This window comes from Flavobacterium sp. CFS9 (assembly GCF_041154745.1).
In the GTDB taxonomy this organism is placed as follows: Bacteria; Bacteroidota; Bacteroidia; order Flavobacteriales; family Flavobacteriaceae; genus Flavobacterium.
This window is the reverse complement of record NZ_AP031573.1, coordinates 5,204,381-5,223,891: the sequence shown is the minus strand read 5'-3', so window position 1 is coordinate 5,223,891 and position 19,511 is coordinate 5,204,381. Positions and strand designations below refer to the sequence as shown.

The following is a 19,511-nucleotide window of genomic DNA, read 5'->3' as shown; positions in this document are numbered from 1 at the left end:
AATGAAATATATTTTAGTTTCTATAACAGCCCTTCTTTTTTTTAGCTGTAGTAAAAAAGAAGAAATAAAAAAGGATCAGACAGGTTTTGCTAAAGAAGTTCTTTCATCAGCTATTGTTGGAATCGGGCGCATTGAACCGGATGAGAAATTGTCTTTATTGGCAACAGAAGTCGGAGGAGTTGTTCGGGCTATCCATAAAAAGGAAAATGATAAAATTGTGAAAAATGATGTAATTATCGAATTGGATCATTCAGTTCAGGATGCTAAAATCGCCCGGATAAAAAGTCGAATTCAAACCCAAAGAGCTGAGATAAACATCGCACAATTGAATCTAAAAGAGCAGAAAATAAATGTTGCAAACAAACAAATTGAATTAGAACGACTGAGAAAATTACAAGAAAAAGGTGCGGAAACCAAGCAGCGTGTTGATAATCTTGAAACAGAAACTAAAATTTTTCAAACCAATCTGGAACAATTACAAAGTAAGGTTTTGGCTGAAAACTTCAGACTTCAGGAAATTAAACAAGAGCTGGAAGTATCAAACAGGGAGATGCAGCAATATTTGATTAAAGCGCCGGGCGATGGACAAATTATGACCATGAATGCAACGAAAGGAGCTGCACTGTCACCCAATCAGTCTTTTGCAGATTTTATTCCGAAAAGTAGTTTGGTGGCTACCTGCGAAATCGACGAGTTGTTTGCAGATAAAGTAAAAAAAGGTCAGAAAGCCATTATTCGCCAAATAGGTTCCAATAGAACGATTGGATCTGGTAGGGTTATTTTCGCCTCGTTGGCACTTAAACGTAAATCTATTTTTTCTGAAAAAGCAGAAGATCAGGAAGACAGAAGAGTACGGGAAATAAAAATTCTGTTGAACAACCAGACGAAGTATTTAATTAATTCCCGGATTGAATGTGTTATTCAGGTATCAAAATAAGTAACACTCAAAAACAAGCATGAGAGTAGGTAACTTTATATGTACCGGAAATGTGAATATGGGGATATGGATTCCGAATATAAATGAAAACAAATAAGAGCTAAGTATGAAATTTGGTATTAAAACAGCCTGGAAGTTTATTCGTTTCGATAAAACAAAAAGTATTGGAGTAGTGGTTGGAATAGTAATAAGTACTTTTCTCATCGGACAACAAATTGGGACATTTAATTTTTTGACAGGACTAATGAGTGTGTTGGTAAAAAATACAACAGCTGATATTTGGGTGGTTGATAACAAAACAACAGATGCCAATCAGCTTAGTTTGATAGATACCAGAAAAGAGAAAGAAATCAAGAGTTTGGAGGGAGTGAAAGAGGCATTTCCAATGGTTGTAACAAATGGTAAGGCAAAATTCACTAACGGAACCAGTGCTGTTGTAAATATTATTGGAAGTGAATTTCCTTATTTTAAAGCAGGTCCGGATCGTGCAAAGGTTGTGCAAGGAGAACTTTCAGATTTAGTACAGGAGGCAGCAGTGTCTGCAGATTATTTTGACCGAAGTAATTTTGGAGGTTCGTCAAATGTTGGGACCTGTTTTGAAATCAACGGGAAAAGAGCGGTAATTACTTTGCAAACCAAAGGGATAAGAGGTTGGGGAGGTTATTTAATGTACACTACGATCGACAGAGCCAGGTTTTACAGTAATATTCCTTCGACTGCTATAAGTGCCTTATTGGTAAATGTAAAAAAAGGGGAAGATGTAGATGAGGTTGTAGACCAGATCAATAATTCGATATACGGAGTACGAGCATGGCAGGCATCATCCTTGAGCTCAGCAACAATAAATAGTGTTTTGGCTTCTACAGGTTTAGGCGCCAGCACTGGATCTTTAGTAGGATTTGCCATTGTTGCCGGTTTTTTTATCATTGGATTAACGATGTATTCATCAGCACTTGACAGAATTAAGGATTATGGAACTCTAAAAGCAATTGGTGCAACGGATTCATACATTAGAAAATTAATACTGACACAAGCTGCTTTGTTTGCTATTGTTGGATTTATGATTGCTTTTGTTTTTTTATTGGGGTTTAAAAACGGAATGTATCAATCGGGAATAGTGATAGATTTTAGTCCCGGAGTACTTGTCTTAATTCTAACAGTTACCTTCTCTATTTCGCTTTTCGGGGCTGTGTTTGCCATTAGAAGAATAAAAAATGTAGAACCTGCCTCTGTATTTAGAGGTTAATAAAATTGTTAGGATGAAAAAAAAATTATGGTGTATAGGTTTTATAAGCAGTCTTCTGTTGTTAGGATTTTTTAAAATGACTGCACAAAACCCGGTCTGGACCTTAGATAAAGCCATTGAAGCAGCACAAAAGAATAGAAAAATAATAGCTTCACTGGAAAAAGAATATAAAATCAATCAATTAAAGACAAAAGAATTAAATGCCAAATATTTGCCCAAAGTAGCGTTGAATTATAATTATCAGTACAATCCGATTATTGCGACAAGTGTTTTACCGGCTGAAGCATTTAGTTCCCATCAACCATCAGATGGTATGATCGCAGTGAAATTAGGAGCTAATTATTCTCAAAGCGCAGGTGTTTTATTGCAGCAACCCTTACTGGATATGTCTGTTTCAAAATTAATAGCCGAATCGAAACTACAGGAGAAACTAGCTGCTTTAAATGAAAAAGAAGCAAGGTTGGAACTTACCTATGAGGTCTCAAAAGTATATTTAAATATAGTAGTTGCAGAAGAACAGGAAAAAGAAGCAGTTGGTGATACTGCCCGTACAGCGTTGAGTCTGGAGACTATTAACCAAAAGTACAAATACAAAAGAGCTTTAAAGGCTGACGTAAACGATGCTAAAGTGACGCACAATATTGCGGTTCAAAAATACCGCAATGCAGTCCATAATTTATTGGTTTTGAAACAGTATTTCTTATACGTTGTTGGAAATGAATCTTCGATTGTTTCTTCTCTAAAATTAGAAAAATACAGCATAGAGGAAAGCATTCCAAATCTTGATGATAATTTAATTGAAGCACTGCCGCAAATTGAAATTTTGAAAACGCAAAACGAAGTATTAGAGAATAAGAAAAAACTGGAAAGAGCTAAATATGGTCCGTTGATTAATGTTAATGGTTATTTAGGAGCAGATCAGTTTACAGAAAGTATGAATCCTTTTCAGCAAAATAGTTGGTATGGGAATAGTTATATAGGAGTTTCATTAAAGTTACCTTTTTCTTTGGGAGAAAATACGGCAAAAAGAATTGATCAGTTAAGATTTCAGCAAAATCAGAATAAGGATAGAATTACAGAGGATATTAATAAAAGCAAATACAATGTTTTAAATGCCGTTACTGTTTACGCTAATGTCCTGGAACAATTAAAAACAGTAAGTGAAAACAGTAAGCTAACTTCTGAGATTGTGATGATTTATCAGGATCGATATCAATTTGATCAAATATCCTTTAATGAACTAAACGATAAAGAGATCCAATTGCAAAATATGGAGCTATTTTATAATCAGCTTAAAAAACAATTGATAGTATCATGGCTTGACTGGAAAAAAGCGGCAGGGAAATTAGTTCAGTAAGTTCGAAGAACATTAACGCATGCTTTTAGGATAGTGCCTTTTACAAATTCTTCCATTCCCATATCATTTATTTCTCTGGTAAAACGAGTATAGATAGGCAAACAAAAACTTCAGTACTGTGTAGGTGATATAAAAGAAAAAACCTCCAAATCTTATATGATTTGGAGGTTTCGTGGGGAGAGCAGGATTCGAACCTGCGAAGTTCACACAGCAGATTTACAGTCTGCCCTCGTTGGCCGCTTGAGTATCTCCCCAAGCTTATATTTGTTGCGCTTTGTTGTTCTAAGCGGTTGCAAATATAGGAAGGTTTTTGATGTTTGCAAATAAAAAATGAACTTAATTTTAGGTTGCACATTTTTAAGTTATAGTTGGGCTGATAAAAGCTTCTGTAAGAATGACTTTAGGAATTTCTTTGATTTTTTTTTTATGAAGGAAATATTGAAAGGGCACTTTAGGTAAGCTATGCAAAGAAAAAAATGAAATTAAAGTAAAAAAAAAGTCCTGATGAAAATCAGGACTTTTTCGTGGGGAGAGCAGGATTCGAACCTGCGAAGTTCACACAGCAGATTTACAGTCTGCCCTCGTTGGCCGCTTGAGTATCTCCCCAAGACTTTGTATTGTTGCGCTTTGTTGTTCTAAGCGGTTGCAAATATAGGAACGTTTTTCATGTATGCAAACAAAAAATGCACTTAATTTTACGTTAGTTTTACATTGTTATTTTAATTCATTGGAATTGAATAAAGTAAAAATAAAGTTTTTTAGGGATATTTTTTTAAAGTAGGATTATTTTTACAAGTCGTGATTGGTTATTTGTTTGTTTTTTTAAATGGTTAAACGTTTTAATTACTGTTTTTTCTCAGAAAGCAGCAATAAATGGGAGCTAAACCAAATAAATCTATTCCGTAATGTGTAACATTGGTTCGCATTGAAATTTGAAGTTTGACGAAGATAGGTTGGTTTTGATCTTCTTTTGATAAGTTGTGTTTTAAAACTTTACAAAGTAGTTTTTTTATTTGAAATTAAGCACCAATTCTTTTATTTATGAGGGAAGGTCAAAAGAAAGATCGTTTGTGTCTTAAATAAAGTTCATTGGGTTTGATAAGATGTTTTTTATTGGTAGAGAGCATCTCTTTGGATCGGTCTTTAATCTGGTAGTACTATATAAAAACAAAAAAATCTCCACCAGGGAGATTTTTTTGTTGTATTCTGAAAGATAATATTATTTGGCTAAAAGCTCTATTATTTTTGCTCTCAATTCCGGACCTCTTAAATCCTGAGCAACTACTTTTCCTGAAGCATCAAGAATAAAAGTTGCAGGAATAGATTCAACACCGTATTGTTTCGCAATTGGCTCGTCCCAAAATTTTAAGTTTGAAACTTGTGTCCAGGTTAGTCCATCTTTTGCAATGGCTTCTTTCCAGGCTGCAGCTTCTTTGTCTAATGAAACTCCAATAATATTTAAACCTTTAGCGTGTAATTCTTTGTAAATAGCTACCACATTAGGGTTTTCTTTTCTGCATGGACCACACCATGATGCCCAGAAATCAACGATAGTTACTTTGCCTAAGCTTTCTTTAAGCGAAACTACTTTTCCTTGTGGATTTGGAGCTGAAAAATCTGCTCTTCATTTAGGGCTTCCAACAGGAGCTGCTGATGCACCAACTGCAGGATTTTTCATTTGTCCCAGTTTAGTTTTGATTTCTTTTCCAGGAGTAGAGTTTTTTAAAGACTCATCTAAAGAGTTGTATAAACCTTCCGCTTTTTTGATATCAGTGCTTGGATCGTTAATCATACTTTGAATGATTAAAGCAGAGATAAATGCTTTTGGGTGAGTTTCAGCGTAAGCTAAATATTTCTTTTTAGAGTTTTCCTGAACCTCTGTTTGAAGTGTCATGTATTGTTTCATCAAGCTATTGATAGTTGCTGTATCCTGAGCTTGTTGAGCTTGTTGCATTTTTTGAGTGTTTTTCTTTTGGAAATCAACTAAACTTTTTTGCGTTTTTGTCATATCCTCATTGAATTTTACATACTCGTCATTGTTGTAAGTACCTGAAATTTTAGATTTGTGGATACTGTCTTTGTCAACTGCAACAGTAATTTCTCCTGTTTCTAAGATGAATGGAATCGGGCCATTAGCTCCCTGAACAATTAAAGTATGAAAAGCTGGTTCAGTTACTTTTCCTTTAATTTCGAATTTTCCGTTTTCAACTTTTACAGTGTCAAGAGATACAGCCATTTTTGTTGTTGGATCCTGACCTTGAAGGATGATGGTTTTTCCGTTTTCAATACCGGTTGCAGTTCCTGTAATTAGGTATTCTCCGTCTTTAACTTTGCTGCAAGAAATAATCGCTGCAGAAGCAGTTAGTAAAAAAAGTATTTTTTTCATTATAAAAAATTAATTAGTTAATTGATTTGTGCAACAAAAGTATTTAAAATTATAAAACATAAAGAATTTTGGAACCTAAAATTTTGTTATTGTTTTTTTAGGTTTAATTGTCATGTAATCAGAATGTTTGTGAGGTTTATTTGACTTAAAACTCTTAATTATATCGTTATAATGAAAATAAATAACGTTTTTTTAAATTTTTATGCATAAAAAAAGCACTCTGTTGCGAGAGTGCTTTTGTAGATATTTTTGGTATAAATCTATTCTTGATTAGTTTTCTTTCTCCATGTGAAAGAATTAAGAATGTGTCTTTTTGCAAATCTTGCCGGAGAATCAGCATTTACCATTTTCACGTAAGTCGCTTTAGGAACACTGATGTATTCGTAAACACTTCCGTTAGAGAAATCGATAATCAAACGACCTTCAACAAATTTATAATCAGTAATTGAACAAGTCGAAATCGTTTCAGTGTATTCCGGTAAATTAAGTTTAATCGTTTCAGGATTAATACTTACCAAGAAGTGATAAGCCTCAATAATAGCTTTACTTTTTTCTTCTGCAGCTTTTAAACCAGCATCATCACCTTGAAATTTATCAGGATGAGATTCTTTCATCGCATTACGATAGATTGTTTTTAAATCTTTTAATTCAGCAGTTTTGTCTACATTTAGTAACTTGCGGTATTCAACTATTTTTTTCATAAATAAAAGGTAACTTCTTGTCTATTAGTTTGAAATGATTGTTTTTTACTTCAAAACGACAAATTTTTTGCAAAGGTACACTTTTTTTTAACTTTTTACTTTTGAGCGGAAAAATATTTGTTTTTGTTTGAGGTTTATGATTGCGGGGGCTGAGTGTTGGGTATACTTAACCGCAAAAACCGCAAGGATTTTTTTAGGATAAGATGTACTCCAAAAGCGAAGTTCGCAAAGCTTCATAAATAAAAACTTTGCGAACTTTGCGTAAATCTTTGCGGTCTTTGCGTTAAAAGTGACCTGAAACTTGAAACTAATCTGTAATTACTTGTTCTCCGGTTTATTATTCGCTTTATCGAAGTTTTTAGATTTTTTTGGATACTTATCATAGCTGATATCGCTTGGGTTTTCGATAACAGATTTAATGGTAATCCAATCACCTATATTGAAGTTTGTATGTGCGATTTTATAATCTAAAAGGTACTCACCACAAAAGTAGTTGTTGTTTTCATCTTTTTCTATGATGCCCGTATAAATTCCTTTTTGCAGCATTTTCCCTTGTGGATCTTTAGACATGATTTTGTTTGTTTTAAAATTGAAGCTGCAAAGTTAATCAATATTATGTTTGTTTTAGGGAGTTCGTCACAATCTCAGTATATTTGCACATGCAAAAAAACTTCAAGCCACATCCTAATTCCTTTAAAAATACCTTTTGTGTTTTTCATGAAGTACTTTCAGATAAAATTGAAGGTTTAAAGAAACAGTTTGAAAGCAAAGCGGGAAGCGCTTATTATTATACAGAAGCCGGAATGTATCGGGTATCGAATCACTGGGGACGACTGGCTAACAGCAAATGGCGTTTGGTTGCAATGATGCCGGAAACTGCTTCGAAAACCAAAATAGGTTTTGCGGCCTGGGACGAATTTTATCCCGATAATGCTGAAGAAAAATTGTACTATATCGAAGCCGACTTCGATCAGAATCTGGTAACGTATCAGCACAAGAAGAATCCAAATTATGATGGAAAACCTGTTTTAAGAACCAGTTTTGAAACCACAAAACGAATCAAACAAGTTCGCAATCTGCAGCAGCTCACTTCATGGGCAAAACATTTTGATTATGATGATATTGATGAGTTGAGAAAGCAAATTATCAACGAATTGATTTACACGGAGAAAACTTTAGAGGAAATTAAAAGAGAAATATAATGGGACGCAACAACGAAAGGAACATCAAAAAGCATAATGATAAGTTGCACAAGGCTCAGGCAAAAGCAAAGCAGGCAGAATTGACCCGCAAAGAAAAACTTAAAGAAATTATTAAAAAGTTCAACGAGAGTAAAGGAGAGTAAAAATGTTTCAAGTTTCAGGTTTCAGGTTTTTTTGTAGGGACTTCAAATTAAGAATAACTTGAAACTAGAAACCTTAAACAAAAAAAATAACAATACAGATGAGTAAATACGAAGATTTAAAAGCAAGTGTGCAGGAAATTATTGATTTAATTGCTGCAAAGAATAATAGAGAAGCGAACAATAAATTGCTTGAAGTAAGTGATACTCTGGATGATTTACTTGATCATGCAGAAGAAGATGAAGATTTAAGAGAAATCAGCAGGTATCAGGTTTTATTGAATCAGCTGCATGTGAAAATTAACGGAGAAGAGCAGGTTGATGGAGAGTAAGAAGTGCTTTTGCGATACCGGATTAATGTTCGAAAATTGCTGTGGCCAGTATCTTGAAAACAATCAGAAAGCACCAACCGCTTTGGCTTTAATGCGTTCCAGATATTCCGCTTATGCCAGTCACAAGGCAGATTACCTTTTAGAAACCACTTATATTTCGGAAAGAAAATATTATTCTAAGACCGAAATTTTAAAATGGGCAACCGCTAATAAATGGCAGAGACTCGAAATTCTTAGTTTTACGGAAAACACAGTTGAATTTAAAGCCTATTTCCTGGATTCAGACAATAAACTACAAGTACATTATGAGTTTTCAACTTTTAAATTTGAAAATAGCGAATGGTTTTATGTGGACGGAAAGTTTGAATAATTGTCAGACCTAACGCTGTTAGTTATTGGTTTTGGTTAGATATTTTAACTAAAAATTAATAAACGTTTCGTTTTTCATAATTCTAAAATAGCGTAATTTTAAAATTATGAAAAACGAATTTAAAAAAGGTTTTTATTTTAAGTCGTACGAAGCTCCGTTTCAGTCTCCGTTTGAAAAGCTTTTTGGTATTTTTAAAGAGCTGATCACCCATACTTCGGGTGATTTTGACGAAGCAATCAGCTGGTTAAGGGAGTTAGACATAGAATACAAACTAACGGACGAGAACTACACGATCGATGATTTTATCGAAGATTTAAAAAAGAAAGGTTACATAAGAGACGAAGTTAAACCTGATGGAAGTGGTGGTTTTGGTATTACCGCCAAGACTGAACGCGCTATCAGACAGCAGGCCTTGGATCAGATTTTTGGTAATTTAAAACGTTCAGGGACTGGTAATCATAAAACCAAACATGCCGGAAATGGTGACGAACATACGGGTGAATTTCGGGAGTTTAGTTTTGGAGACGGATTAGAAAGAATTTCGTTGACAGAAAGTCTGCGAAATGCCCAGATCAATAACGGCGTTGAAAGTTTCATGCTAACTGAAAATGATTTGGTGGTAGAAGAAACCCAATATAAAGCTCAAATGAGTACCGTTTTGATGATCGATATCAGCCACAGTATGATTCTGTACGGCGAAGACCGAATTACGCCTGCAAAAAAGGTTGCCATGGCTTTGGCTGAATTAATTACTACACGTTATCCCAAAGACACACTCGATATTTTGGTTTTCGGAAATGATGCCTGGATCATCCCTATTAAAGATTTACCTTATCTGCAAGTGGGGCCTTATCATACGAATACCGTTGCGGGACTTCAATTAGCGATGGATATTTTGCGAAGAAAACGAAATACCAACAAGCAGATTTTTATGATTACCGATGGAAAACCCAGCTGCGTACGCGAGCGTGACGGTTCCTATTATATGAATAGCAACGGACTTGACGAATACATCGTTGATAAATGTTACACACAGGCACAGCAAGCCAGAAAATTACACATTCCGATCACAACATTCATGATTGCAAACGATCCGTATTTACAGCGTTTTGTCAACCATTTTACCGAAGCCAATCAGGGAAAAGCATTTTACACCGGATTAAAAGGGCTGGGAGAGATGATTTTTGAAGATTATGAAACGAATAGGAAGAAGAGAGTGAGGTAGTGTTTAGGCTTGGTTTTAGTCTCAGTCTCAGTCTCAGTCTCAGTGACGGTGTCCTGCTGAGCGAAGTCGAAGCAAGAGTCCAGTGCCAATCTCAGACACCATTGTCCTGCTGAGCGGAGTCGAAGCATAAGTCTCGGTGGTCTCGTTAAGCGAAGTCGAAGCAATTGGCTATTAAAAGTTTTAAAAAAAAAACAAATTAGAAATTTTTCAATCAGTAAAAATGGAAATAAAAAATATAAAAACATTAGGACAGTTAAAAGCTGTTGGTTACAAAAGCACCAGTATTAAAGACGAATTGCGTAATAATCTTCGGGAGAAAATAAAGTCAGGAAAGCCTGTTTTTGAAGGTGTTCACGGTTTTGAAAATACGGTAATTCCGGAATTGGAGCGTGCTATTCTTTCCCGTCATAATATTAACTTATTAGGACTTCGAGGTCAGGCGAAAACACGTTTGGCGCGCAAGATGGTTGAATTGTTAGACGAATACATTCCGTTTGTTACGGACTCGGAAATTAATGACGATCCGTTAAATCCTATTTCTCGTTTTGCTAAAGATATAATTGCCGAAAAAGGAGATGATACCCCAATTTCATGGCTCCATCGCAGTGAGCGTTTTTTCGAAAAACTGGCCACACCTGATGTTACCGTTGCTGATTTAATTGGTGATGTCGATCCCATAAAAGCAGCAAACTTAAAGCTTTCCTATGCCGATGATCGTGTAATTCATTTCGGAATGATTCCGAGAGCCAATCGCTGTATTTTTGTGATTAATGAGTTGCCCGATTTACAGGCGAGAATTCAGGTTGCTTTATTCAATATTTTGCAGGAAGGTGATATTCAGATCAGAGGATTTAAACTGAGAATGCCTTTGGATATGCAATTTATATTTACAGCCAATCCGGAAGATTATACCAATAGAGGAAGTATCGTAACGCCTCTAAAAGATAGAATCGGTTCGCAGATTCTTACGCATTATCCTGAAAGCGTTGCCATTGCGAGGGCTATTACAGAACAGGAAGCCAAACTGGATGAAACACAACACCAATTAGTCTATGTGCCGGGTCTGGCCAGAGATATTTTGGAACAGATTAGTTTTGAAGCACGCGAAAGCGAATATATCGACAATAAAAGCGGAGTAAGTGCCAGAATGAGTATCACCGCTTTCGAGAATTTAATGAGTACGGCAGAACGACGTGCCTTAAAAGCCGGAGTAGATAAAACCACTTTGCGTTTGTCTGATTTTGTGGGGATCATTCCTGCTATTACCGGAAAAGTAGAACTGGTTTACGAAGGAGAGCAGGAGGGAGCTGCTGTAGTAGCTCAAAATTTAATTGGTTTAGCCATCAGGACTTTATTTCCAACCTTATTACCGCGAATAGAAAAGCTTGAAAAAGCGGGAGAAAAAACACCTTATTCAGATGTGATCGAATGGTTTTTTGCCGAAAGCGGTTTCGAATTGTTAGACGATGCTTCAGACTCAGAGTATCAGAAGATTTTAGACGAAGTAACTCCGCTGGATGTTTTGCTGAAAAAATACCAGCCTCAACTGGATAAAAAAGATCAGTATTTCATGAAAGAATTTATTCTGTGGGGATTGGTCGAATACAAAAAACTGAGCAAAGACCGATTTGCGCAAGGACATCAATTTAAAGATATGTACGGAAGTTATATCAGCAAATTGTAGTTTATAATCTATTTTTTCTAACGAAACCCGACAGGTTTTTAAAACCTGTCGGGTTTGTTTATTTTTGCGTTCAAAATTTAATACTATGTTGTTTCTTGTCCTCAGTATTTTGTGCAGTGTAATTGTAGGTGTTATTTTTAAAATAACCCGAAAATACAATACACATCCAACCCAGATTATCGCCTTCAACTATATTGTTGCTTTAGCATTCTGTTATTTTACCTTTAGCCCCAATTTAAAGGAAGTTGATGCAAACGCTCCCTGGAATATTTATATTGCTATTGGCGTATTATTGCCGGTGGTCTTTTTATTTCTGGTAGCTTCCATAAAAAATGTGGGGATTGTAAAAACAGATACCGCCCAGCGATTATCACTATTCATCCCAATTCTGGCGGCTTGGTTCATCTTTAAAGAAGAATTTAATACCTATAAAATTATTGGGTTATTGATCGGTTTTCTGGCGCTTTTATTCATCTTAAAAAAGCAACCGGATACCACAGAAAATATATGGATTTATCCCGCGGTGGTTCTGGTAGGGTTTGGAGTTATTGATATTCTCTTTAAGCAAATCGCTCTTTATACCACTTTGCCTTATCCGACTTCTTTGTTTGTAGTGTTCTGTATCGCTTTGATGGTAGCGTTTTGCATCTCAATCTATGAAATTGGTGTAAAAAAGAGGAAATTAGACTCTAAAAATATCCTTTTTGGTGCCTTGGTGGGAATTTTCAATTTCGGAAATATTTTATTCTATTTAAAAGCGCATAAGGCCTTCGCTGAAAACCCATCGACGGTTTTTGCCGGAATGAACATGGGAGTTATTGTTTTAGGAAGTTTTGTTGGTTTGCTTTTCTTTAAAGAAAAATTATCTAAAATTAACTTTGTAGGGATCTTTTTAGCTTTAATAGCGATCATTTTTATTGTTATTTCACAGTTTAAATAAAATTTTTCGACATGTATTGTATTGATTAACAGGTGTTGTTTGTTAATTTTTTCATTTTGCGAAAATAAACTCTACTAATTCTATAGAATTTGTAAAATATATTTTATAGATTTGCAATAACAATGAAAAACTATAGTCAAAATATCATCTCATCTTTATGTAGCTTCACGATGTGTAGCATGCAGGACTATGTGATGAAATGGCGTTAATAGAGAAATTTACTTGTTATTTTTTTTTTTAGCCTTTCATGCACCAATGAAAGGCTTTTTTTAGAACTGGAAAGAAGCAAAATGAGAACCAATAGAAATACCAGTGTTATGATGCGATGCTGTCTTCGGAAAATACCATGTTAGAGCAAGTATCAATAAACCGTAGAAAAGATTTTTTTAAAAGATAAAATACAATAACCCCAATTAAACGATATAATATGAGCGCAGAATTAATAAAACAGAATCCCTTTCAATCAATGATTGATCGTTTTAACGTTGCCGCCGACATTCTTAGATTAGACGAATCGATCAGACAAAAACTTCAACGTCCCGAAAAGCAAATCGTCGTTAACTTTTCCATTACTTTGGACAACGGTTCCGAAAAGAACTTTGAAGGTTATCGGGTGATACACAATACAGCTTTAGGTCCCTCAAAAGGTGGAATCAGATATGATAAAGGAGTAAACCTTGACGAAGTAAAAGCACTGGCTGCCTGGATGACCTGGAAATCGGCAGTAACAGGTATTCCGTTTGGAGGAGCAAAAGGCGGAATCATTTGCGATCCGACAACACTTTCTAAGAATGAATTAGAGAAAATTACGAGAGCCTATACCAAAGCCTTAATAGATATTTTCGGACCTGATAAAGATGTTCCGGCTCCAGACATGGGAACGGGTCCTGATGAGATGGGATGGTTAATGGATGAGTTTTCGATACTTCACGGCAAAACAATTCACGCTGTAGTAACCGGAAAACATTTGCATTCCGGCGGTTCATTAGGTAGAGTAGAAGCAACAGGAAGAGGTGTTAGCATCATTACTTTATTGGCCCTAGAAAAATTAAAACTCAGACCTGCAAAATCTACAGTAGCCATTCAGGGTTTTGGAAATGTAGGATTGCATTCGGCCTTATTTTTATTCGAAAAAGGATTAAAAGTGGTTGCGGTAAGTGATGTTTCTGAAGCGTTTTATAATCCTGAAGGACTTAATATTCCCGAATTGATTTTGTACTACAATCTGAATAATAAAAGTATTAAAGGATATCCAAATTCAGTTGCGATTAAACACGAGGATTTATTGTTGTTAGAGGTAGATGTGCTGATTCCTGCTGCCAAAGAGGATGTGATTACACAAAAGAATGCTAATGACATTCGTGCTAAAATTATTGTGGAAGGTGCCAACGGACCGGTTTCTTCCGATGCGGATAAAATATTACACGATAACAATGTTTTAGTGGTACCGGACATTCTGGCCAATGCGGGTGGAGTGACAGTTTCGTATTTTGAATGGCTTCAGAATTCGCTTTTAGAATCCTGGAGAATTCATCAGATTAATACACGCTTAGAGGACATTTTAGAAAAAGGATTTGAAACTGTTTTCAGAATTGCAGCCAAACATAATGTTACACCACGTATTGCAGCTTACATTATTGCATTGCAAAAAGTAGCCGACACTCAATCTGTAAAAGAAGTGGCATTGGATACGCCGAAATTTAAGCAGAATTAAAAATTAGATTTATAAATAATAAAAGATTGTTTTCATCAATTAATAAGAAGATTTTCAGTCGAAAAGAACTCGTTGATTGATGAAAATGTCTTTGTTTTTATATGGATATAGAAGTACTACTGCTTTGTGTTTTTTTATGAATTAAATACGTATTTTTTAAAATGGAACATATTAATTTTCTAGCTTTCGCTATGCCTGCTTTTTTTCTCTTTCTCTTTTTAGAATACAAGCTTGCACAACGGCGAAAGAGACCGGAAATTTTTAATTACGAAAGTTCAGTTTCAAATATTAGTATTGGTATTGCAGAGCGTTTGATCAATTTGTTTGTGGCCGCCAGTTTTTACCAGTTGTATTATTTGATTTATGATAATTATCGATTTTTTGACATTTCGAATACTATTTTTGTGTGGATTGCCTTGATTCTAGCTACCGATTTTGTTTGGTATTGGTACCACCGATTGGGGCATGAAGTCAATTTTTTCTGGGCAGCACACATCGTCCATCACCATAGCGAAGAGTTTAATTTTACCGCGGCCGCCAGAATTACCACTTTCCAGGCGGTGATTAGAACAGGATTTTGGTGCGTATTGCCACTTATTGGTTTTCACCCCTCTATGGTTATCACAATGCTGATTGTGCACGGAGCCTATTCTTTTTTTACGCATACACAGCTTGTAGGCCGAATAAAATGGCTGGAATATGTTTTTGTTACGCCTTCTGTACATGGTGTGCATCACGCATCTGATGAGAAATATCTCGATAAAAATTACGGCGATATGTTTACCTTTTGGGATCGTCTTTTTGGAACTTTTCAGGAAGAGGAAGAAAAACCCAAATACGGTTTAACGCATCCGCTCAAGAGCTATAGTTTCTTGTGGCAGCATTTTCATTACTATTTTGAGATTTACGAACTATGGAAGCGCTCAGCAGGATTTAAAGCAAAATGGAAAGCGGTATTTGGCAGTCCCGCTCATATGGATCAGGATATTCGGCCAACCTTAGAGAAACGCTTTCTACAGGACAAAGCTAATCCGCATCAAAGGCTTCGATTTAAGAATTACCTCTATATCCAGCTTGGGGCTTCGACGCTGCTTTTAACGGTTTTCACGTATTGTTTTGAAGGATTAAATGTTTCAGACAAAATTTTTGTATTGTCCATTATTCTGGTAACCTTAGTGAATTGCGGAGCATTATTGGAACAAAGAAGATGGATGTATTATTTGGAATACCTGAGAATATTTATGGTAAGCACTTATTTTTTATACGAAGAAAATTTGCTGTCATTTTTCTTCATCCCGCTTGCCATTATGATTTTTGCTGAGCAATTATTCTCACTTAGTAGACATTATCAGGAAGTTGTATTGCAATTAGAAACTTCCGAATAGAAAAATAATCGCCACGAATTCCCGAATTTGTATTTCAAATAATTCGTGAATTCGTAGCAAAAAAAAGCTATTTGTCATTTTCGAAAAGCCTCAGAACCTTAGCCCCTCAGTACCTTAGTACCTTAGATAGTCTTAATCGCCATTATTTTTTCCTCAAAGGTATCTTTAAAATCAGATTTACCTTTGATTCTGGTTTTATACGTATAAATGGTCGCTACAGAAAGCTCCAGAAATTCTGCCACCTGATTGCTGTCCTGAATTCCCAGACGGTATAGTGCAAAAATGCGAAGCTCAGTATTCAAAAGTTCTCCTTTTTTGACTACAGACTTATGATCGCTTGGGAATAAATTATTAAAATCGGTTACAAAAGTGGGAAACAGTTTGAGGAAGATTTCATCGAATTGATGAAAAAGATTTTCACGCTCTTCCTTTACATTGTATTTTTTTAAGTTCGCAATAACTTCATCGGTTTTCTTAGTGATAATCTTATGGAGCGTACTTTTTTGAATGTGATCAATTTTATTAATGAAAGCCGAAGTTGCTTTAATGAAATACGTAATATATTCTTCTTTAATGGCATTCGCCTCGCTCAGACTAACGTTCATTTCCTGAAGCTGGGCATAGGAGGAAGCCATTATTTTTCGTGCCTTATTTTTTTCCTTTAATTGTTTGAAAATAATAATTGAAAACAAGACAATTATAAGCGTCAGTATCGTCAATAGGATGATGATTTTTTCGAGTTTATCATTTTTATCTTTTACATTATTGAGTTGGGCTTTTTCGATAATCGGGAGGATCGACGAAATTTCAATTTTTCGATGTCTGGCATTGTAGAACGTGGCATCGTCCATTGCAATATTGATATACTCGTTTGCCTTGTCGAGATACCCCATTTTAAAAAGCTCATTGGCCAAATTTCGAAGAGCAACTGTTTCTTTAGTTGCATTTTTGACATCGGCAATAGCAGCCAATGCGAGATACTGAATCGCTTTTTTGGTATAACCTCTTTCCGAATAAATGTAACCCAAACTTGAAGTTGCGATGCCGTAGTAATCCGGTGGAAGATTGTAATTGTTGATCCAGTAACTAAAAGCAAATTCAGCACCACGCCAATCTTGTTGTTTTAGCCGTTTTAAACTTTCAGCTGCCCAATATTCGTTAGAATTCGTTCCTATTAGCTCTAATGCCTTTTTTAGAAAATAATTTCCCTGTCGGACATAATGGATATTAAAACGCTGGTCACGGTTATAGTCGGCAAGATCGTAATAGGCACGCGCCTTTATGGAGTAATATTCGAATTTGTTTTTTTGATCCAGTTTTTCCTCTTTGATGACATCTAAAGTATCTATTGCTTCTTTGAACAGCCCGGAAGAGAGTAAAACAAATCCTTCTTTAATACGGCTTTTTGCCAGATACTTTGGGTCTTTTAGAACGATCGCTTTAATTTTTGCTTCTTCCAGATAATAGTAAGCAGAGTCATATTTAAAAGATTTGTATTCCTCAAACAAAGACATATAAGTATGATAGAGTTCTTCATTGTTTTGGCTAACGGTGAATTTGGAAACATTTTTTTTGAGGGTTTCTATTTTGCGGTATTTCTGTTTTAAGTAAATATCCTTCTTAAGAAGTACTTTATCTAATTCTTCTAAAACAGGATTTGTCTCTTTCGCGCTCAGAGAAAAGCCTGCAATGAAAAAACACAGAATGAATATTCTTTGCATGGTTTTTTTCGGTTTAGGGTAAAATAATCTTTTTTGGTTGGTTAGAGTTAGTTGGTTTTTAATTCGGGATAAATATAAAAGTTAAGGATTGACAGCACTTTTTGAGATTTTCGAACTTCATTGAAACAAAGTTTTACTACCGCATTTAGTATTTAAAACTAAGAACTAAATGTTAAAAACGGCTTGATAATTTGCAATTATACAATAAAAAGAGGTTATGAAAGTGCATAGTGAAAAAAATATGAGGTAAAATTTTCATATTGTCATTTTTGATACTGAAATTTTGCCGTTTTCATCTAAACATAACCTTGATTTTTTAAAATAAGATATTTTGTTAAGTTGTTGTTTTTTAGTGTGTTGTGCATTTTTTTGTTCGAATTTCATCTTGATTTTTCACAGACATTTTTTTTTAGATTTATTTAACATCTAGCTTCGTTCTGTCTTTTAGGAGACAAAAAAACTAACAAACAAACCACAAATTTATGAGATGTAAAAGTATTTATTGGTTAGCTGTTGTTATGTGTTTCATCGCCATTGGCTGTGACAATACCGACGACGGAAGCTCCGTTGATCCGATTACTATTTATGAGAAAGTAAATGGCAATTGGGGATTAACAAATTTAAAAATGGTAGATGAAGTTGCTAAGGCAAATAAGATCGAACCAAGTGAAGAAAACTTGAGTACCTACTTTAACTACGAAGATTTCAAAATCAAATTTAACGTAGATGAAGAAAACAATCCAACAAGTTACGAAGTTGCCGGAAACGTTCCTCCTTTATTCGCTGCAAAAGGATATTGGAAACTAAGTTCGGATTTTCAGCCCACAAATCCGGGAAATCCAGTTATGATTTATTTGTATAGTGACGCCCAAAAAACACAAAAAACAGATGAATTAGGATTAACATCAGTGCCGGGTAAAAACGGAGAAATGGAAATTAAATTATCCCGTGTTTCAGGAGGGACTCCATTTGTGTCTTATGTATTTAAATTAAATGCTATTAACTAAAAAGTACTATGAAAAAAATTATATACACCATTTTATTGGCCCTTTTGATGGCTCCTCATTTTACTCAGGCTCAGGGAGCTGCGGGAACTGTAGGCAGTATGTCATCATTTCCGGTAGTATACAAGTATGATGAAAAAGTGACCTGGTATTTTGATCTTTCGGCGACCACATTTGCCGAAACCGAAGAGGTGTACATGTGGATTTGGTCGCCCTCTGAACCGGATGCCGGACATTGGGAAAACTCATCCGATTTTGCAAAATTAAAATATGAAGGAAATAAAGTATGGAGTTTTACCTTAACGCCAACGCAATACTTTTCGAAAACCGCTGCCGAAATTGCTGCCAGTAACGGATTTTGGTTTCGTTTGAAAAACAAAAACGGATCTAAGCAAACTGATGTTGCGAATATGGCTTATACGGATTTCTCTTCTTTTTATACGGCTAATGAACTTATTATAGCCTATCCTTCTAAACCAACAATTGACAAAGGAGTTAGTATTTTGTTCAATGCCAATCTGGCTCCCGGATTTGCAGGCGCTTCAAGTGTGCATTTTCATAGCGGTCTAAACAATTGGGACATAAAACAAGAGTATCAGGCATGGCTTCCGGATGTTGTGGAGAAAACAAAACTGAAAGATCTGGGTAATGGTTTTTATAAAATGGATTTGATTCCGAAACAGTACTATAATGCGCCGGACGGTTATGTGATGGAAAATTTGGTTTTTCTGATGATCAAAGACAATTGGGCGGGAACAACTCCGGATCAGGTTTTATATGCGGGAGCCTATACACCGCCGCCACCGCCGGTATTCGGATTTTTTCCGTCACAAATCAGTCAGAAAGATTTTCTCGGAATGTCCAGAAAAAACAATGAACCGGGTGTAAACAAATTGTTATACACTATTACAGCAGGAACAAAAACGATTTCCGGAGAGTTTAACGGTGGTACCAATGAGATAAAAGGATTTGTCAATTTGGTTTCGGAACTGAATGATATTCCGGACTTGAAAGAGATTCATGTGGTGGTAAAAGACAACAAAGACAAGCCAATCTCTGATACTACGATTCCGCTGAAAACTTTAGACAAATAATTCACGATCCAATTAAAACGTCAATTCTAATGAAAGGAGCATCATCTCAAAAATTGGTCATAAAACCAACAAT

At 35.4% G+C, this 19,511-nt stretch carries 18 protein-coding genes, 2 tRNA genes and 1 pseudogene; 14 read left to right on the top strand and 7 right to left on the bottom strand.

Annotated features, from left to right (window positions below; all coding sequences use genetic code 11):
- Position 1 precedes the first annotated feature (1 nt).
- The 3 genes from ACAM30_RS21505 to ACAM30_RS21495 all read left to right on the top strand — a co-directional run bounded on the left by ACAM30_RS21505 (position 2) and on the right by ACAM30_RS21495 (position 3,540).
- Entirely contained in the window at positions 2 to 937 is a 936-nt protein-coding gene (locus ACAM30_RS21505) for an HlyD family secretion protein (protein WP_369616556.1), read from the top strand.
- A gap of 106 nt (positions 938 to 1,043) precedes the next feature.
- Positions 1,044 to 2,183 carry an ABC transporter permease gene (locus ACAM30_RS21500; protein WP_369616555.1) on the top strand — a complete coding sequence of 380 codons (1,140 nt, stop codon included), beginning with the start codon at positions 1,044 to 1,046 and terminating at the stop codon, positions 2,181 to 2,183.
- A gap of 13 nt (positions 2,184 to 2,196) precedes the next feature.
- Positions 2,197 to 3,540, top strand: coding sequence for a TolC family protein (locus ACAM30_RS21495; RefSeq protein WP_369616554.1), 1,344 nt, complete (start codon positions 2,197 to 2,199; stop codon positions 3,538 to 3,540).
- 173 nt (positions 3,541 to 3,713) lie between these two features.
- Here ACAM30_RS21495 and ACAM30_RS21490 read toward each other — a convergent pair.
- The 6 genes and pseudogenes from ACAM30_RS21490 to ACAM30_RS21465 form a co-directional block, all read right to left on the bottom strand.
- Positions 3,714 to 3,794: transfer RNA gene (locus ACAM30_RS21490), tRNA-Tyr, on the bottom strand.
- A 271-nt stretch (positions 3,795 to 4,065) separates the two neighbouring features.
- Positions 4,066 to 4,146: transfer RNA gene (locus ACAM30_RS21485), tRNA-Tyr, on the bottom strand.
- A 613-nt stretch (positions 4,147 to 4,759) separates the two neighbouring features.
- Positions 4,760 to 5,146: pseudogene (locus ACAM30_RS21480) on the bottom strand (peroxiredoxin family protein); the annotation flags it as partial.
- Positions 5,147 to 5,164: 18 nt separating this feature from the next.
- On the bottom strand, positions 5,165 to 5,926 hold the full coding sequence (locus ACAM30_RS21475; protein WP_264530479.1) for a DUF4369 domain-containing protein: 762 nt from the start codon (positions 5,924 to 5,926) through the stop codon (positions 5,165 to 5,167).
- A 260-nt stretch (positions 5,927 to 6,186) separates the two neighbouring features.
- Positions 6,187 to 6,627: a KTSC domain-containing protein gene (locus ACAM30_RS21470; RefSeq protein WP_369616553.1), complete on the bottom strand. Its 441-nt coding sequence runs from the start codon at positions 6,625 to 6,627 to the stop codon at positions 6,187 to 6,189.
- Positions 6,628 to 6,945: 318 nt separating this feature from the next.
- Positions 6,946 to 7,197: a hypothetical protein gene (locus ACAM30_RS21465; protein ID WP_369616552.1), complete on the bottom strand. Its 252-nt coding sequence runs from the start codon at positions 7,195 to 7,197 to the stop codon at positions 6,946 to 6,948.
- Positions 7,198 to 7,286: 89 nt separating this feature from the next.
- On the opposite strand from ACAM30_RS21465, the gene ACAM30_RS21460 reads away from it, so the two are divergent.
- From ACAM30_RS21460 to ACAM30_RS21420, 9 genes are all read left to right on the top strand, one after another.
- The gene (locus ACAM30_RS21460) at positions 7,287 to 7,829 is read left to right on the top strand and encodes a hypothetical protein (RefSeq protein ID WP_369616551.1); all 543 of its coding nucleotides are present in this window, start codon (positions 7,287 to 7,289) and stop codon (positions 7,827 to 7,829) included.
- Positions 7,829 to 7,972, top strand: a complete 144-nt coding sequence (locus ACAM30_RS21455; RefSeq protein WP_369616550.1) for a hypothetical protein — start codon at positions 7,829 to 7,831, stop codon at positions 7,970 to 7,972. The genes ACAM30_RS21460 and ACAM30_RS21455 overlap by 1 nt, the downstream gene beginning before the upstream one ends.
- Positions 7,973 to 8,070: 98 nt before the next feature.
- On the top strand, positions 8,071 to 8,301 hold the full coding sequence (locus ACAM30_RS21450) for a hypothetical protein (protein ID WP_369616549.1): 231 nt from the start codon (positions 8,071 to 8,073) through the stop codon (positions 8,299 to 8,301).
- The gene (locus ACAM30_RS21445; protein WP_369616548.1) at positions 8,291 to 8,671 is read left to right on the top strand and encodes a YchJ family protein; all 381 of its coding nucleotides are present in this window, start codon (positions 8,291 to 8,293) and stop codon (positions 8,669 to 8,671) included. The genes ACAM30_RS21450 and ACAM30_RS21445 overlap by 11 nt, the downstream gene beginning before the upstream one ends.
- Before the next feature lie 106 nt (positions 8,672 to 8,777).
- Complete coding sequence (locus ACAM30_RS21440; protein ID WP_369616547.1) at positions 8,778 to 9,896, top strand: VWA domain-containing protein; 1,119 nt, start codon at positions 8,778 to 8,780, stop codon at positions 9,894 to 9,896.
- 220 nt (positions 9,897 to 10,116) lie between these two features.
- Positions 10,117 to 11,580, top strand: a complete 1,464-nt coding sequence (locus ACAM30_RS21435) for an AAA family ATPase (protein ID WP_369616546.1) — start codon at positions 10,117 to 10,119, stop codon at positions 11,578 to 11,580.
- An 85-nt stretch (positions 11,581 to 11,665) separates the two neighbouring features.
- Positions 11,666 to 12,520 carry an EamA family transporter gene (locus ACAM30_RS21430; protein WP_369616545.1) on the top strand — a complete coding sequence of 285 codons (855 nt, stop codon included), beginning with the start codon at positions 11,666 to 11,668 and terminating at the stop codon, positions 12,518 to 12,520.
- Positions 12,521 to 12,947: 427 nt separating this feature from the next.
- Positions 12,948 to 14,234 carry a Glu/Leu/Phe/Val dehydrogenase gene (locus ACAM30_RS21425; RefSeq protein ID WP_369616544.1) on the top strand — a complete coding sequence of 429 codons (1,287 nt, stop codon included), beginning with the start codon at positions 12,948 to 12,950 and terminating at the stop codon, positions 14,232 to 14,234.
- Between the two features lie 161 nt (positions 14,235 to 14,395).
- Positions 14,396 to 15,619 (top strand): sterol desaturase family protein, encoded by a 1,224-nt coding sequence (locus ACAM30_RS21420; protein WP_369616543.1) that lies wholly within the window; start codon positions 14,396 to 14,398, stop codon positions 15,617 to 15,619.
- A gap of 122 nt (positions 15,620 to 15,741) precedes the next feature.
- Here the strand turns inward: ACAM30_RS21420 and ACAM30_RS21415 are convergent, their stop codons facing one another.
- Positions 15,742 to 17,340, bottom strand: a complete 1,599-nt coding sequence (locus ACAM30_RS21415) for a DUF6377 domain-containing protein (RefSeq protein ID WP_369616542.1) — start codon at positions 17,338 to 17,340, stop codon at positions 15,742 to 15,744.
- Positions 17,341 to 17,822: 482 nt separating this feature from the next.
- Between ACAM30_RS21415 and ACAM30_RS21410 the strand changes: the two genes are divergently transcribed.
- Both ACAM30_RS21410 and ACAM30_RS21405 read left to right on the top strand, forming a co-directional pair.
- Entirely contained in the window at positions 17,823 to 18,347 is a 525-nt protein-coding gene (locus ACAM30_RS21410) for a DUF5004 domain-containing protein (protein WP_369616541.1), read from the top strand.
- A gap of 8 nt (positions 18,348 to 18,355) precedes the next feature.
- Complete coding sequence (locus ACAM30_RS21405) at positions 18,356 to 19,438, top strand: hypothetical protein (RefSeq protein ID WP_369616540.1); 1,083 nt, start codon at positions 18,356 to 18,358, stop codon at positions 19,436 to 19,438.
- The last annotated feature ends 73 nt before the right edge of the window (positions 19,439 to 19,511 follow it).